Source organism: Lentibacillus kapialis, assembly GCF_014646635.1.
Taxonomy (GTDB): Bacteria; Bacillota; Bacilli; order Bacillales; family Amphibacillaceae; genus Lentibacillus; species Lentibacillus kapialis.
The window spans coordinates 1-15,044 of sequence record NZ_BMNQ01000025.1; the positions used below are offsets into that span (position 1 = coordinate 1).

Genomic DNA, 15,044 nt, shown 5'->3' on the forward strand with positions numbered 1-15,044 from the left:
GCAAAGGCTATTAACGGCCGTGTTCGTCGTCATCATCGCGATATGCTGAGATATCACTGGGATCATATGATTTATTTAGAAAAAACCATTAAGCAATTGGAAGAACAAATTGATCAGTGCCTATCTTCATACCGTGAGGAAGTTGAACTGTTGGACACAATCCCTGGTGTCAATAAATCCGGTGCAGCCACTTTTATTGAGGAAATCGGTGTTGATATGTCGGTGTTTCAATCAGCCAAATACCTTGCTTCCTGGGCAGGTGTAAGTCCAGGAAATAATGAAAGTGCCGGTAAAAAAAGACAGTAAATCAACTAAAGGAAACAAGGCATTAAAGACAATGGCAGTAGAGTGCACGCTTTCCTCACTTAAGCAAGAGAATCGAATTTCGGCACACCAAAAGAGGATTATGAAACGACAAGGGAAAAAAAGAAGGGATATGAAGTAACGTCATCAGAAGGGGAAACAGCTTAGACAGAAATCATTTAATAGCATTTATTTTAATTTGAAGCTCTTCAAAAAATTGAAATATGAAGGGCATAGTTTGGTATTGTCTTTTTTAAGGGTTATTTTCATACAAAAAGCTACGGCATTCGCTATAATACAAGGCGAATGCCGAGTTTTTCTAATGGGATATTAATTGTGATTTCAATCTGGTGGATTCCTTTCCTGTCGATGTTCGCGCTCTTCTGCTGATGTCCGCACTCTTCTGCTGATGTTCGCGCTCTTCTGCTGATATCTGCGCCCTTCTGTCGATGTCCGCACTCTTCTGCTGATATCTGCGCCCTTCTGTCGATGTCCGCACTCTTCTGCTGATGTCCGCTACTCTTCTGCCGATGTTCGCGCTCTTGTGCTGATGTCTGCACTCTTCTGCTGATGTTCGCGCTCTTCTGCTGATATCTGCGCCCTTCTGTCGATGTCCGCGCTCTTCTGCTTAGTTTTCGTGCCTGTCACTTCCCGGGTTTTGTTGAATTATGTCGAATCGGGAAAGTTGGGTGGCGATTCTCCCACCATCGACAAGAAAAGGTGTCGTGAGCAGCTGATGACATGACACTTTTTTCTATGTGGAGGTCGCTAATCGTTAAAGGGTGATTAATTTGCTTTTTGTTTAAATGATAACATTATGGACCGGCTTCACGTACGGAAGCGCTAGTAGAAGCTAAAGCAAGAGCGGGAACAAACGGTAAGGAAATTATGCTATGCGAAAAAAATCTTTGGTGATCGGATTATAAAAGAGTTTTTCCTGGTCCTGATCCCTTTTGCGTTGGCGCTTAAAAGTGTATTCGAGAAGCGGTACGAAATATATAATGGCATTTTCAAGATTGATTTTGATCTCTCCATTTGCTTTGTTATAGATTTCTTGCAGCTGTTTGTCCCGTTCCAGTTCGATTGTCTCAGTTTTGGCGTTGATTTCATGCTGTTTTGCTTCACTCAGTCCTTTACGGTTTGCCCGTTTGTTATTTTCCGCTATCAGGGCGTCGTAATAATGATTGATTCGGCTGATATCTTTGCTGATCTGGTGCTGGTCGATTTGTTCGTTTTTCTGTTGCTCACTTTTTTCCTTAACATGTGTGGTTGCTTGTTGAAGTGCTGTTTCCATATCTGGTTGAACAGGGATTGGATAAACGTAAGGTACCTGTTCCTGATACATAATGTGATCCTGTTTCTGTTGCATTACGGGATCCACTTCATTTGTCAGCATATTAACCCAGACTTGGTGTTTCGTTTCTGTTACTTCATCTGCCGCCAGCGCAATATGGTATTGAAAAACAGTCCAGAGACCAAACACGGCTCTTTCTGACCCAATGGCTATTTTGCTTTGTTCGTCCTGTAAAAACATTTCGATTTTTTTCTGTGGATTACCGAGTTTCAGCCGATCAAGGTCGGCATAACGTAATGTCGTTTGTGCCTTCTCATGAACAAGGGTCAATAATTGTTCCAGCACATAGCTTCCAAAGGTGACAAATTCAGAGTCCGGGTTTTCCTCGGCGACTTCGAAGTCAAAGGAGAGCTTCAATTCTGTTTTATTTTGGAAATAGGAGGCGTAGTTTTCAGGGATCAGGACATGGCACAGACCATATTCCACGGGTATGACCATTCCGCCGAGTGTTTCCACTGTTTCGGTTACAAATTGCTGTAGCTTCATATGCTACCATTCCTTTGATTAAAATAAAGTGTCATCAAGATTTCGCCGCTTGATTAATTTTTGTTTGTTCTGCAGCATCGTTTCACCGATTTCATTCAGCTCTGCTTCCACATCCCCGGTGTCTTCAGCTTCAACCCAAGCCTTCATGATCATCTCGGAGAAGTCTTCTTTTTCTTCCATATCGCCCAGAATGGCATCAACCTCGCCAACAACCAGCTCGAACATATTTATCTTTCGGTCCAGGAGATCAAGAATATAGTATTCAATGGTTTCCTCAGCCACCAGATTGTAGACGAAAACATCGCGCTCCTGCCCGATTCTGTGAATACGGCCTATGCGCTGTTCAATCGCCATGGGGTTCCAAGGCAGGTCATAGTTGATCATGCCATTGCAAAATTGCAAGTTCCGTCCTTCACCGCCGACCTCGGTGCTGACCAAAACATCAGCTTCTTCTCGAAAGTAAGTGACTTGTTCTTCCTTTTCCTTGCGACGTAGACTGCCATGAAATTCAGCTACCTTAAAACCGCAGTTCTTCAGGAAATTACTTAAGTATTGTTGCGTAGCGGAAAATTTCGTGAAAACGATCATTTTACCGTCAAACTCCTGTAAAATAGACGCCACTTCTTTTGCTTTCTTATGACCTGCTGTATTATCTGATGCAATTGAGCGTGCTTCATCCAGAAACCGCTGCATTGCCTTCCGGTCAAATGCCGATAATTTTTCGTTTGTTGCCAGCCCCTCAAGTGAGGGGATGATGGTGTTAATATTGCTTCCGATTTGCTCCTGCATGTTCTTCAATCGAAAGCGATTCAGTATATTGCCCTGTCGTTCGTAGTTGTTGCTTATAAACGTGCTTAAGTTGTCATATAATGTTCTTTCGGGTTGTGAAACGGTTACCGTCCTGGTGTAGGCTGTTCTGTTTGTGAACGTCACATCCACATTGCTGCGCTTATTGCGTATCATCACATCAGCCAGCAGGCTTTTTAGCTTGTCAACGTTTTTGGCTTCGATACCTTCTTTACCTTCAACAAAATGTTTGCGAAAGTAACTGTATGTGTTAAGCTGGCCTGGTTTCAACAGTGTGATAAGATTATACAGCTCCTCGAGATGATTTTGTACTGGTGTTGCCGTCAAAAGAAAAATATATTTCTTATTAATAGCATTTACAAATTGCCACTTTTGTGTCCGTCTGTTTTTTATATGATGTGCCTCGTCAACGATCACTAAATCGTAGTACTCTTGACTGATAGGGGAGCGGTGATTTTTTCGTTTGGCGGTATCGATTGAGGCAATGACTTTTTGGTAATGGCCCCATGCAGCGTCGCCCATTTTTTTAAATGCCGGATCGTCGGCTCTGATGAAATCCTGATTAAATTTTCGCTTCATTTCCTGTTCCCATTGCTGCACGAGGGATGGCGGTACAAGAATTAAAATTTTTCGTGCAAGTCCGCGCATGATATATTCGAGCATGGCCATGCCGGCTTCAACTGTTTTACCAAGACCAACCTCATCACTGAACATGACGCGGCCTTTAAAGCGGCTAAGGACAGATTTAACCGTTTTAATTTGATAATCAAACGTTTCCATTTCACGTAAATACGGGAGGCAAAGCAGTTGATTGTCATTTGGATTCAACTGGAATTTCTCTGCGGATTTATAGAGTTGAAACCATGCGTTGTCATGATTGTTAAAATGCGCCAGATTTTGCAGAACCGTCTGTGCATGATTCTGGTTATGTAATTCGTCAATCGTTGCAATATCCTCCTGTGCGCTCACCATTATTCGATGATCTGCCGTCAGACTGATCCATAAATAGGCTGAATTGTAACTGGCAAAAAAGCCTTTGATTCCTCTTCCCTGAAGCAGCTGCTCATCCCAGTTGATGGAAAATTTGCGCTTCACTCCATAATCATTTTCCATTTCAAATTTATCTTCAGCTATATTCATTTGCTGAAAGAACGTACACAGTGCATCGTCCATTTCCATAGCTTGCAGATCAAGTAATTCTTTGTCTATTTTAAACAGATATCGTTCCATAAATCACACCTGCGCTTTATCCTTAGTACGTGAACTGAGACTATACTATGATTCTATCACAGGTGTATGAAAGAAGGAAGAAATGACAGGTGTAATTGCGATTGAGTTAGTCCTCCATTAAATCTTCACACCGATGCCTGCATTGCTGTCGTATTCATGAGACAGCATTTTATTTAATAAATTCCATGATAGAGGTTGTTCAAAAAGTCCGGTAAAAATGACACTTCGAATTTCTTCGTTGGCTTGTTTCTCCGCTGCTTGGAAAAGAACACCACTTTTCCTACGTGCGATGCAGATTCATGGAAGCATTACTTATGCTCATGTATCTAAAAGCTTACATTCCGCTGCTCGAAACTGCGCCGCCTCGAACTTCTTGGTCCTTTTATCCTCCTTTTTGAACACGCACTTATAGTGAAATCGTGCGGTATTCTTTGAATTTTGCGCGAGAACAGCAAGAAATAAGGCAAATTCATCAGATGAAGTAGACTACTTGGATGAAGTGTCTATTTGTATGCTTCGCAATTATTGGGATTTTTCATTCAATAAAAAATGTTGTCAAACGTTAATATCTATGATAGATTTAATTCATTATAAAGGTTTTGCTTTTTTTATAACGTCAGAACGTATAAATTATGGATGACCTTATTAAGAAAAGCTTCGGCATTCGCTATAAGACGAGGCGAATGCCGAGTTTTTCTAAACATTTAATATGAAGGATATGCTTCATTACCTTCTGCTTCATCAAGGAGGTTTTTCTATGGAAGAAATATATCAGAAAATTTCGTCTAAACAGCATGCGTTCTCAAAACAACTGTTAAAGATTGCTTCGTATATACATGATGATCCAAAATTATTTGCGATGAATTCGGCTGAGGAAGTCGGCAAAAAAATGGGGGTCAGCGAGTCAACGGTGATTCGTTTCTGTCAGAAGTTGGGTTACAGTGGTTATCGAGCGCTGCAAGCAGATATTCAGCATCAGCTTTTTGAACGGAGTACATTAACAGAATTTATCGGGCAAAAATCCGAGACGTACGGTGGACAGGCGTCTAATTCTGTAAAAGCTTTGATGGCGAATGATCTTCAAGCGATTCAGCAAACCATGGACCGATTATCTGAAGCCAAACTTGAAACGGCGGTTGCAACATTAGCTTCTTCTGATCAAACGTTGGTTGCGGGTGTTCGTTCTTCGCATGCATTGGCAAGCTGGTTTGCGTTTGCACTTGATTTGATTCTGGGGAAAACACGGGTTTATCAGCCACATGTGGACGATGTGTTACTACGAATCAGTGAGCTTACCACAAAAAGTGTTGTGGTCGTTTTTTCATTTCATCGCTATGCGAAAGACACGATTCATCTTGCTAAACTGGCTAAACAGCAAGGGGCATTTGTCATGGCATTTACCGATTCGCCTGCAGCACCGGTTACCAAGTATGCCAGTCTTACACTGCCAGTACAGCTACAGGCTAAGTCCACTCTCGATGTGGCACCAACCGTGATGTCTATCACCAATAGTATTATATCAGCCATTTCGTTGGAAAATGCGGACCAGTTTCAAAAGCGTGCCGCACGATTTGATGCTATAGACGGACAAGATTTTTTTGCAACGTCAAAAAATATAAATTGATGACCTTATGAAAAAAGCTTCGGCACTCGCTATAAGTGGGCTAGACCTGAGTTTTTCTAACATAATGGAGGCAGAACTATATGGAAATGAACCAATATAAGCTAGCAGATGAGCTCGACCGAATCTTTGATTATTTGCATAAGCATCCGGAAGTCAGCTGGGAAGAAACCGGGACAAGTACCTATATTCAATCATTGGTCTCCCGGTTTGATTGTAAGGTCAAGACATATGATGATTGTGCTGGCATCGTGGTTGACATCGGTAAGGGTGCTCCGGTGGTTGCTTTACGGGCAGACATGGATGCGTTGTGGCAGGAGGTTCATGGCACATTCCAAGCTAATCACTCCTGCGGGCATGACGCGCATATGACGATTGCCCTTGGTGTTTTTCTGACTATGATGGAAAACGGTATATCAGAAACGGGAACCTTCCGTTTTATATTTCAGCCGGCCGAGGAGAAAGGGACCGGTGCTCTGAAAATGGTCGAGAAGGGTGTCGTGGATGATGTCGACTTTCTGTACGGTATGCATTTGCGCCCGGCGGAGGAACTGGCGAATGGCCAATTTGCTCCAGCCATTCAACACGGGGCTGCAAGGTTTATCAAAGGCACTATTCAAGGAGAAGATGCGCATGGGGCACGCCCGCATTTAAACGCGAATGCGATACAAGTGGGCAGTGAGTTTTTTCAACATTTGAATAACATCCAGGTTGATCCGCGAATCCCCTATTCCGTTAAGATGACTGCGTTTGAGGCTGGTGGAAATAGCTCCAATATCATTCCCGGCAGTGCTACCTTTTCGTTGGATCTCCGTGCTCAAAATAATGACGTGATGCAACAGGTGAATGATAGAGTAGACAAAATTGCGTCGATGCTCGGGGATTATCATCAGGTTGCCATTCACTTGGAAACGAACGCTGATGTGGCTGCTGCCGTGCTCGATGATGATGCTCGTGGCATGATGGAAGAGGCGATTATGCAACAGGCAGGTGAAGCTGGCACAGCACCGATGATTACAACGACAGGCGGTGACGATTTTCATTTTTATACGCTCAAGCGGCCGTCTTTAAAAGCAACGATGCTGGCAATTGGCTGTGATTTAAGGCCTGGCTTGCACCATCCGGAGATGACGTTTGATCGACGTATGATACCGGCTGCTGTATCAATCCTAACCGATGTTTTAACGCGAACAGCCAAGATGTACAACAGGGGGGAAGAATGATGACGGAATTAACAGTCAAACCTCTGTCAACGATGGCGGAACTGCACCAGGTGCAAAAGATTGAATCGGCGGTATGGCATATGGATCCCATTCCTGTCCACCAAACATTCACTGCGCTTAACAATGGGGGTATTTTGCTGGGAGCTTATGACGGAGCGCTTATGGTAGGCTATCTCTATAGCTTTGCCGGCTTTAAAGATGGTATTTCTTATTTGTGTTCCCACATGATGGGTATTTTACCGGCATATCAAACGAGTGGTCTCGGCGTCCGTCTCAAGTTGAAGCAGGCGGAGATTGCCAGCAGGATGGGGTACCGTATGATTACGTGGACCTTTGACCCGCTCGAAAGTCAAAATGCTTACTTGAATTTGAATAAACTGGAAGCGGTCGGTTCATGGTACAAGGCGAATTATTACGGTTCCATGCAAGATGATTTAAATCAAGGACTCCCCTCAGATCGGATTCATATGACATGGGATATAATCCGTTCGACTTCAAAGCCTGCTGTCCACTTTCAGGAAGAGTATGTCCTGCTTGATGGTGATCGATATGGTGCACCGGTAATCAAGACGGCTTTTTATACGGCTGATTTTTTAATCGATAACGCCTATTTTGTAGCGATTCCAAGGAATTTTCAAAAAGTCAAACAAACCAACTTTGAACTTGCTAAAGAATGGCGGATGAAAACGCGGAACGTATTTCAGCAATTGTTTGAACGGGGTTTTCAAGCAGTGGATCTGTTGCGGAGTGATGAAGGTTATAGTTACTACGTGTTTACCAAATGAATAGAGAGGGAGTGGATCGTCATGAACCCAATTAAACAGATAAAGTTAAGAAAATTAAACATGCACTTGAAGCATTCATTTACGACAAGTTTTGGCACGATGCAGGATAAAGATTTTTTTATCGCAGAAGCAATCGATGGTGAGGGAAACCGCGGATTCGGAGAGTCAGTAGCCTTTTCCTATCCGTGGTACAGTGAAGAAACGGTCGGAACTAACTGGCATGTCATGAGGGATTTCCTGATTCCGGTTTTGCAGGACAATGCGATTTCCCACCCTGACGATGTGTCTGCTCTCTTTGAGCCAATCAAGCGGAATAATATGGCGAAATCAACGTTGGAAGGCGCCGTATGGGATCTTTATGCGAAACAAAATAATCAGACGCTCGCGAGTGCATTAGGCGGCGAAAAGGAAGCAATCGATGTGGGCATCAGCATTGGGATTCAACCGTCTGTTGAGGCGCTTCTGGATAAAGTGGCTTATTTCGTAAATGACGGATATAAGCGGATTAAAATCAAAATCAAACCGGGTTGGGATGTCGATGTGCTGCAAAGTGTTCGACAGCATTTTCCGAAGATACCAATAATGGCGGATGCCAATTCTGCGTATACATTACATGACATGGAACATTTGAAGCAACTTGATGCTTTAAATTTGATGATGATTGAACAGCCACTTGCGCATGATGACATCATTGATCATGCGACATTGCAGGCTAATATGCAGACGCCGATCTGCCTGGATGAAAGCATTCATTCGCTTGAAGATACACGAAAAGCAGTGGAACTGGGAAGCTGCAAGATCATCAACATTAAAATTGGACGTGTTGGCGGACTTTCGGAAGCCAAGCGGATTCATGATTATTGCCGGAACAATGGCATCGATGTATGGTGTGGAGGTATGCTGGAAGCTGGGGTTGGACGAGCGCATAACATTGCGCTGACGACTTTGCCGGGCTTTACATTGCCGGGAGATACGGCCGGATCGTTGCTATACTGGGAAAAAGATATTATTACACCAGTAGTGAATGTGGAAGACGGCATGATTCGGGTGCCGGATCAGCCTGGCATCGGTTATGCGATCGATGAAGAAGCGTTGGAGCAGTTTACGGTGGATGTCCATACGTTTCATGTCTAAGCGAGGGCAATGAAAAAGTGGCGATTCACATGCGTGATTCTACCAATGTCGTTATTCGGCGGAAAAACATCACCTGCGAACCGTCCTTGCTAAGGGGGGGGAGGTGATTTTCTTTTCAGTTAATTATCTAAATATTGTTATAATAGTGCGTGTTCAAAAAGGAGAATAAAAAGGACCAAGAAGTTCGAGGCGGCGCAGTTTCGAGCAGCGAAAGGGTATGCCTTTAGATACATGAGTACAAGTAATGCTGCCCTGAATCCGCTTCGCACACAGGAAAAGTGTTTTTCTTTTCCAAGGAGCGGAGAAACAAGCCAACGAAGAAATTCGAAGTGTCATGTTTACCGGACTTTTTGAACAACCTCTAATAAGGAGTTTATTACATGAAAAAAAGTTTGCAAATTGCGGGCGCTTATATTGGGTTGTTAGTCGGAGCAGGCTTTGCGTCGGGTCAAGAGATCATGCAGTTTTTCACGAGCTTTGGCTGGATGAGTTTAATTGGGACCGGCGTTGCTACTGTATTATTTGCATTTTTGGGAATGCAGATTACGCAGATTGGCTCACGGCTGCAAACCACTTCTCATAAAGAAGTCATTTATCACATTTGCGGTAAGTACGTTGGAACAATCATTGATTATCTGGTTACGTTTTTCCTGTTTGGCGTGGCATCCGTTATGATTGCAGGAAGCGGGTCTATTTTTCAGCAACAAATTGGTATTTCTCCAATGATTGGTGCATTCATCCTAACATTATTGGTAATACTCACACTTTGTCTGAATGTAAAAAAGGTGATTTCGATTATTAGTATGATTACGCCGCTGCTACTCCTGTTGATTTTTGTAATCGCCATTTATTCTATTATAACGAATCAAACCGGACTGGCTAAACTTGACAGTACCATCTCGCAACATCCATCCGCTGCGCCTAATTGGCTGATCGGCGGTATGTTGTATGTCTCGTATAATATTGCTGCAGGTATATCCATGCTTGCGATCATAGGCGGCACGGTGAAAAATAAAAAGGTGGCGAGCTTCGGTGGTTTATTAGGCGGCTTGGGACTGGGACTTCTACTCTTTTTAATTAATTTGGGGCTATTTATGAATGCTGGTGTCATTGAAGGAGCTGAAATGCCGACATTGCTTCTGGCTTCCAATTTATCACCCGTGCTAGGTTTCTTGATGACAATTGCTCTGTTGGGAATGGTTTACAATACGGCAGTTGGCATGTTATATGCTTTCACAGCTCGTTTTGTCCAGCCGGGAACCCCACGTTTTAAGGGAAGTGTTATCGTGGTCAGCGTTCTGTCATTCTGTGCCAGTTTTGTTGGCTTTACTGAACTGGTTGGTTCGGTTTATCCGATTACAGGCTATTTAGGTTTTATACTGATTGTAGCTATATTTATTGCCTGGCTTTGGGGACGTAAGAAAGATAGCAAGAATGCAGTTACGATCTCGAAAATTTAAGGATTCTTAGTGTTCAGTTGCAGGAACGACTCGAAATTTTCTTGAATGTTGATTGGTGAAGAGAGTTAAAAAGTGCAGTACTGTACACCACCCTATTTTATAGGGTGGTGTACTTGTGGCCTCTTTGTACTTCAAGGTTAGGAAAACTCGGCAGGGTACGGCCCAGCCCTTTTCTTTCTAGCCATGTTAGGGAAAGTCCGACAATTTATAGCCCTGTCCATGTATGTTTGTAATATGCCGCACTTTGCACAGTTGAATCTTGTCCTGGGAGCGCCCCAGCCCAGGTCCACGTTTCCAAGAAGTAAACGGAAGAAAGGATCCGCTTAACCTAAGTTATTTATACCTAACGGATCCTCATTCCGCTAAATGGGCATAAATCACTCTTTTTAGTGCTGCAATGAATCCTCATTCCGCTATTTGGGTGAAAACAGGGCAAAACTAAGACGAAAAGAGGAAATAGCGGAATGAGGATCCGCTGATATGGTGAAAAAGCTCTAATCGATACAAATAACGGAATGAGGATCCGTCGATGTTGGAATTCCGGACAGAACGGCTCCCCGCCCTGCTATTCGAGTGAAACGTGAGCGAAAAAAGAGAATAACGGAATCAGAATCTTTAATAGAACTGCACATTACTTTGGCCATACATATCTCCCAGTTGAACTTTACGTTAACGTCAATGATAATATAATTATTAGAAAATTAAATAAGGTGATTTTTATGGATGAACATGTGGTGTATACCATTTCAGAGCTTGCCACACAATTTGGGATTACGACGAGAACCATTCGGTACTACGAAGAGATTGGTTTGCTTCAGCCGGAGCGCAGTGAAGGGGATCAGCGTCTGTTTTCAAAAAAAGAATGCGTTCGTTTGCGTTTGATTCGTCGTGGAAAAAAGTATGGATTTAACCTGACTGAAATCCGGGAAATGATTCAACTGTTTGATCACGATCCATCCGGTACGTCCCAACTGAAGAAGACGATGGCTTATGGTGAGGGTAAAATAAAGGAGGTGACAGCTCAAATCAATGATTTAATACTGCTTCGTTCGGAAATGGAGGACTTGATGAAAGATTTTCAAAAGAAATTAAACGCATTGGAGCGTGATAAAGAGTGAATATATCCAGGCTGCTTGCTCACCAAGCAAGTAAAAATCCGAATCACGAGGGGATTGTAACAGATTCTGACCGGATTACGTATGCACAATGGAATCGTTTTGTTAATCAACTGGCAGACAGTTTTCAGAAACGCGGTGTTAGAAAAGGCGATAAGGTCGTTCTGCATATGCCAAACACAAAGGAATTTTTATATACGTATTTTGCTGTTCACCGGTTGGGTGCGATTATTGTTCCGATTAACGCAAAACTTGTGCAACGGGAAATCATGTATATATTGAAACAATGTGATGCGAAAGTGTTCGTGACCCACGATGCAGTATTTGAACAGGTGAGAAATCTGCCGCAGGAGGCGCATCTGGTTTATATAAAAACAGGAAAGGAGCAGGAAGATTGGTATTCGTTTGAAACGTTGCTTGAGGAGGGGTCGCCTGATGACATACCATGTAATTTAACGGAAGGGGACGAAGCTTCGATATTATATACGTCCGGTACAACAGGCAATCCGAAAGGGGTTGTGTTTACGAACCGGAATATTTTGACGGTCGCTACGATGATCTGCATCGAAATGACGATGAAGCCAGAAAGCAGGATTCTTCATATGATGCCGTTAAGTCATTCGGCGCCATTGCATTTATTTCTGATTGCAGGCACTTATGTCGGAGCCACGCATGTTCTTGCATCGACGTTTTCTACGGAAGGATTGCTTGAAAAAGTGGATAAAGAAAAAACAACGCATTTTTTCGGTGCGCCTGTAGCCTATCTGACCACAGCTAAACATCCCGATATTGCGCAGTATGATTTAACATCGATGGCCTATTGGGTTTATGGTGGGGCTCCTTTATCACAGCATGATGTTCGTTTTGTGAAAGATGCATTTGCCACCGACCGGTTAATGTGTGTATATGGACCAACTGAAGCCGGACCGAATGGGACGTTGTTAACGTTTGATGCACAAGATACAAAAGCCGGGAGCATAGGGAAACGCAGTGCCCTTCAATGTGAAATCAAGGTAGTAGATGAGTCTGGTTCAGAAGTTAAAACGGGGGAAGTTGGCGAAATTATTTTACGCGGTGAAGGCAATATGAAGGGCTATTATAAAGAAGAAGAGAAGACAAAAGCGGTGCTTAAGAATAATTGGTTTTATACAGGTGATATGGCACAGCGGGATGAGGACGGTTACTATTGGATGATAGACCGGAAAAAAGATATGATCATATCCGGCGGTGTCAATATTTATCCAAAAGAAATCGAAAATGTATTAAGCGCCCACCCTAAAATTGCTGAAGTGGCCGTCGTCGGTGTTCCACATCCTGATTGGGGAGAAACAGTCAAAGCATTTGTTGTTCTTGAAGAGGACACAGATAATGTGGAGGCCATGTGCCGTGATTTTTTGGAAGGCAAGATAGCTCATTATAAAGTGCCGAAGTTATACGAAAAAATGGAAGCGCTACCAAGGAATGTGACAGGGAAATTGTTAAAGAATCAGTTGCGTGAACATAGGTCTGAAACACGCTAATGGAGGGTGACATGATGGATAACTTTTACACGGAAGACCAAAACCTGCAAAGAATAATCGAAGAACGTCTATCTCCGGAATTTTTCAAGTGGGCAGATAAGGAACTGAGCGATTTTGGGGCATTGTGTGCTGGTGACATCGACAGGCGGGCCGTTCATACAGACCGCGAAGGCCAGCCTCAACTGATTCGCTATGACAAAATGGGCAATGACGTGTCGCACGTATGGCTTAATGAAGGCTACCAGAAAACCGTACAGGAAACCTATAATACCGGCATCGTGGGTTATGTTCATAAAAATATTCCAGAGCTTGGGCATAAGGGCAATTACGTTTATTCATATGCACAAAATTACTTGTTGGCGCATGCGGAGCCAGGGTTTGATTGTCCGGTTGCACTCACGATGGCCACGGCCTATTTGATTGATCATTATGCTTCTGAATCATTAAAGGAAACATTTCTGCCGCATGTTCTGGCAACAGGCGATGTCGACCTATATGAAGGCGCAACTTTTTTAACTGAACGCCAGGGAGGTTCTGACGTTGGCGCTAATGACGTAGAGGCGGTAAATGAAGGGGAATACTACCGGATTTACGGTGAGAAATATTTTGCCAGTAATGCAGGTGCCTGTGGTGTTGCGATGGTATTGGCACGTTTGGATGGTGCGCCGGAAGGGACAAAGGGTTTGAGCTTATTTCTTGTTCCATGGGAAGAAAACAGGGCTGACAACCGGCTTCGGATCCGTCGGTTAAAGGATAAATTAGGTGTCCGGGCGGTTCCCTCAGCGGAAATTGAATTGACAGGGGCGAAAGGCTATTTAGTCGGGGAAGAAAATCAAGGCTTTTATTATATGATCGAAGCTTTGAATCTGTCACGTGTTTCCAATGCTATCTCTTCTTTGGGGATTATGCGTCGTGCTTATGTAGAGGCTAGGGATTATGCAAAATCCCGTGAATCATTTGGCAATACGTTAATCCATTATCCAATGATTCAGGAAACATTAAGCATTCTCGCAGCCAAACAAGAAATTGAAATGAATGCCGTATTTGACATGATAACGTTAATGGATAAAGTCATGGGGACCGGTTTAAAGGCAGAAGCATCCGACAAAGAACGCATTTTATTCCGGCTTTATGTTGCAATATTAAAAGTGGAAACAGCTAAACAAGCCATTCATTTTTCGCATGAAGCCATTGAGATGCATGGCGGGAATGGGTATATCGAGGATTTCGTCACACCGCGGTTATTACGGGATGCACAGGTATTAACCGTTTGGGAAGGAACCGAAAATATACTCGCCCTGGAAGTATTGCGGCTGATTAAAAAGCATAAAGTCGAACAAATTTTTGCAGAGGAAATGAGAGGCCGATTGTCAGCAGTACAAGCGCAAGCAGGGGGTGAAAAAGAAAGTTCTGCGAATGTGACGTCATGGGCAGAATTTATGGAATCTAGAATAAGCGATTTAATCGAAAGAATAGAAGCTGTCAGAACATTGTCTGAGGATAAACAAACCTATTATGGCAAAAAGATAGCTAAGCAATTCACAGATATATTAGAGAGTGTCACCGCAGTCGAAGCCTTTACTAAGAACAATAAGCGGCAACAGGCGATCTCAGACGTATTTCTTCATCATCTATGGAACGAAGATGAATTTCAGGAGAATCCAGTGGTGTTAAAACACTTTGATATCATAGTCTAGGTTTTTCGGGACAAAAGTGGCTATATTAAGGAATTAGTTAGAACATATAACCTGCTAAGGAAATATACTTCGCTAATCTTAGCATTGTTCGTCTTTCGAGCTGATCATTTTAGTTATATCCAAGACGACTAGGTGGCTGTCCTTCGCATATTTAACATGATACAGGCAATGTGGTTTGCTCGGGAGATCGCAACATGGATAAATGAGTCCCTCATCCGGTCATGTATGACCGTGATGAGGGACTGGTTTTTTTAACTTTGACGGGATGTATTTTACTCATCCGGGACAATTTCGTCCCACTTCGTCAAA

The 15,044-nt window shown here is 43.1% G+C and carries 12 protein-coding genes; 9 read left to right on the top strand and 3 right to left on the bottom strand.

Annotated elements, in window-relative coordinates; translation table 11 throughout:
• A partial coding sequence (locus IEW67_RS09820) for a transposase (protein ID WP_188632894.1) occupies positions 1-306 on the top strand: 306 nt, incomplete at its 5' end.
• A 287-nt stretch (positions 307-593) separates the two neighbouring features.
• Here the strand turns inward: IEW67_RS09820 and IEW67_RS09825 are convergent.
• The 3 genes from IEW67_RS09825 to IEW67_RS09835 all read right to left on the bottom strand — a co-directional run bounded on the left by IEW67_RS09825 (position 594) and on the right by IEW67_RS09835 (position 4,180).
• The gene (locus IEW67_RS09825) at positions 594-863 is read right to left on the bottom strand and encodes a hypothetical protein (protein WP_188632895.1); all 270 of its coding nucleotides are present in this window, start codon (positions 861-863) and stop codon (positions 594-596) included.
• A 326-nt stretch (positions 864-1,189) separates the two neighbouring features.
• Positions 1,190-2,143 (bottom strand): hypothetical protein, encoded by a 954-nt coding sequence (locus IEW67_RS09830; protein ID WP_188632896.1) that lies wholly within the window; start codon positions 2,141-2,143, stop codon positions 1,190-1,192.
• A gap of 18 nt (positions 2,144-2,161) precedes the next feature.
• A complete protein-coding gene (locus IEW67_RS09835) occupies positions 2,162-4,180 on the bottom strand; it encodes a DEAD/DEAH box helicase (RefSeq protein ID WP_188632897.1) in 2,019 nt (672 codons plus the stop codon).
• Positions 4,181-4,937: 757 nt separating this feature from the next.
• Between IEW67_RS09835 and IEW67_RS09840 the strand changes: the two genes are divergently transcribed.
• From IEW67_RS09840 to IEW67_RS09875, 8 genes are all read left to right on the top strand, one after another.
• Entirely contained in the window at positions 4,938-5,804 is an 867-nt protein-coding gene (locus tag IEW67_RS09840) for a MurR/RpiR family transcriptional regulator (RefSeq protein ID WP_188632898.1), read from the top strand.
• Between the two features lie 80 nt (positions 5,805-5,884).
• On the top strand, positions 5,885-7,024 hold the full coding sequence (locus IEW67_RS09845) for an amidohydrolase (protein ID WP_188632899.1): 1,140 nt from the start codon (positions 5,885-5,887) through the stop codon (positions 7,022-7,024).
• Positions 7,021-7,809, top strand: coding sequence for a GNAT family N-acetyltransferase (locus IEW67_RS09850; protein WP_188632900.1), 789 nt, complete (start codon positions 7,021-7,023; stop codon positions 7,807-7,809). Before IEW67_RS09845 ends, IEW67_RS09850 begins: the two co-directional genes overlap by 4 nt.
• Positions 7,810-7,830: 21 nt before the next feature.
• Positions 7,831-8,943 (top strand): o-succinylbenzoate synthase, encoded by a 1,113-nt coding sequence (menC, locus tag IEW67_RS09855; protein WP_188632901.1) that lies wholly within the window; start codon positions 7,831-7,833, stop codon positions 8,941-8,943.
• Between the two features lie 380 nt (positions 8,944-9,323).
• On the top strand, positions 9,324-10,403 hold the full coding sequence (locus tag IEW67_RS09860) for a YkvI family membrane protein (RefSeq protein ID WP_188632902.1): 1,080 nt from the start codon (positions 9,324-9,326) through the stop codon (positions 10,401-10,403).
• A gap of 719 nt (positions 10,404-11,122) precedes the next feature.
• Complete coding sequence (locus IEW67_RS09865; protein WP_188632903.1) at positions 11,123-11,521, top strand: MerR family transcriptional regulator; 399 nt, start codon at positions 11,123-11,125, stop codon at positions 11,519-11,521.
• A complete protein-coding gene (locus IEW67_RS09870) occupies positions 11,518-13,038 on the top strand; it encodes a class I adenylate-forming enzyme family protein (RefSeq protein WP_188632904.1) in 1,521 nt (506 codons plus the stop codon). The genes IEW67_RS09865 and IEW67_RS09870 overlap by 4 nt, the downstream gene beginning before the upstream one ends.
• 14 nt (positions 13,039-13,052) lie before the next feature.
• A complete protein-coding gene (locus IEW67_RS09875) occupies positions 13,053-14,735 on the top strand; it encodes an acyl-CoA dehydrogenase family protein (RefSeq protein WP_444543266.1) in 1,683 nt (560 codons plus the stop codon).
• Positions 14,736-15,044: the final 309 nt, after the last annotated feature.

Excerpts from the sequence above, each read along its gene's own strand:
- IEW67_RS09830 (WP_188632896.1), bottom strand. The coding sequence starts at position 2,143 with ATGAAGCTACAGCAATTTGTAACCGAAACAGTGGAAACACTCGGCGGA.
- IEW67_RS09835 (WP_188632897.1), bottom strand. The coding sequence starts at position 4,180 with ATGGAACGATATCTGTTTAAAATAGACAAAGAATTACTTGATCTGCAA.
- IEW67_RS09840 (WP_188632898.1), top strand. The coding sequence starts at position 4,938 with ATGGAAGAAATATATCAGAAAATTTCGTCTAAACAGCATGCGTTCTCA.
- IEW67_RS09845 (WP_188632899.1), top strand. The coding sequence starts at position 5,885 with ATGGAAATGAACCAATATAAGCTAGCAGATGAGCTCGACCGAATCTTT.
- IEW67_RS09850 (WP_188632900.1), top strand. The coding sequence starts at position 7,021 with ATGATGACGGAATTAACAGTCAAACCTCTGTCAACGATGGCGGAACTG.
- menC (WP_188632901.1), top strand. The coding sequence starts at position 7,831 with ATGAACCCAATTAAACAGATAAAGTTAAGAAAATTAAACATGCACTTG.
- IEW67_RS09860 (WP_188632902.1), top strand. The coding sequence starts at position 9,324 with ATGAAAAAAAGTTTGCAAATTGCGGGCGCTTATATTGGGTTGTTAGTC.
- IEW67_RS09865 (WP_188632903.1), top strand. The coding sequence starts at position 11,123 with ATGGATGAACATGTGGTGTATACCATTTCAGAGCTTGCCACACAATTT.
- IEW67_RS09875 (WP_444543266.1), top strand. The coding sequence starts at position 13,053 with ATGGATAACTTTTACACGGAAGACCAAAACCTGCAAAGAATAATCGAA.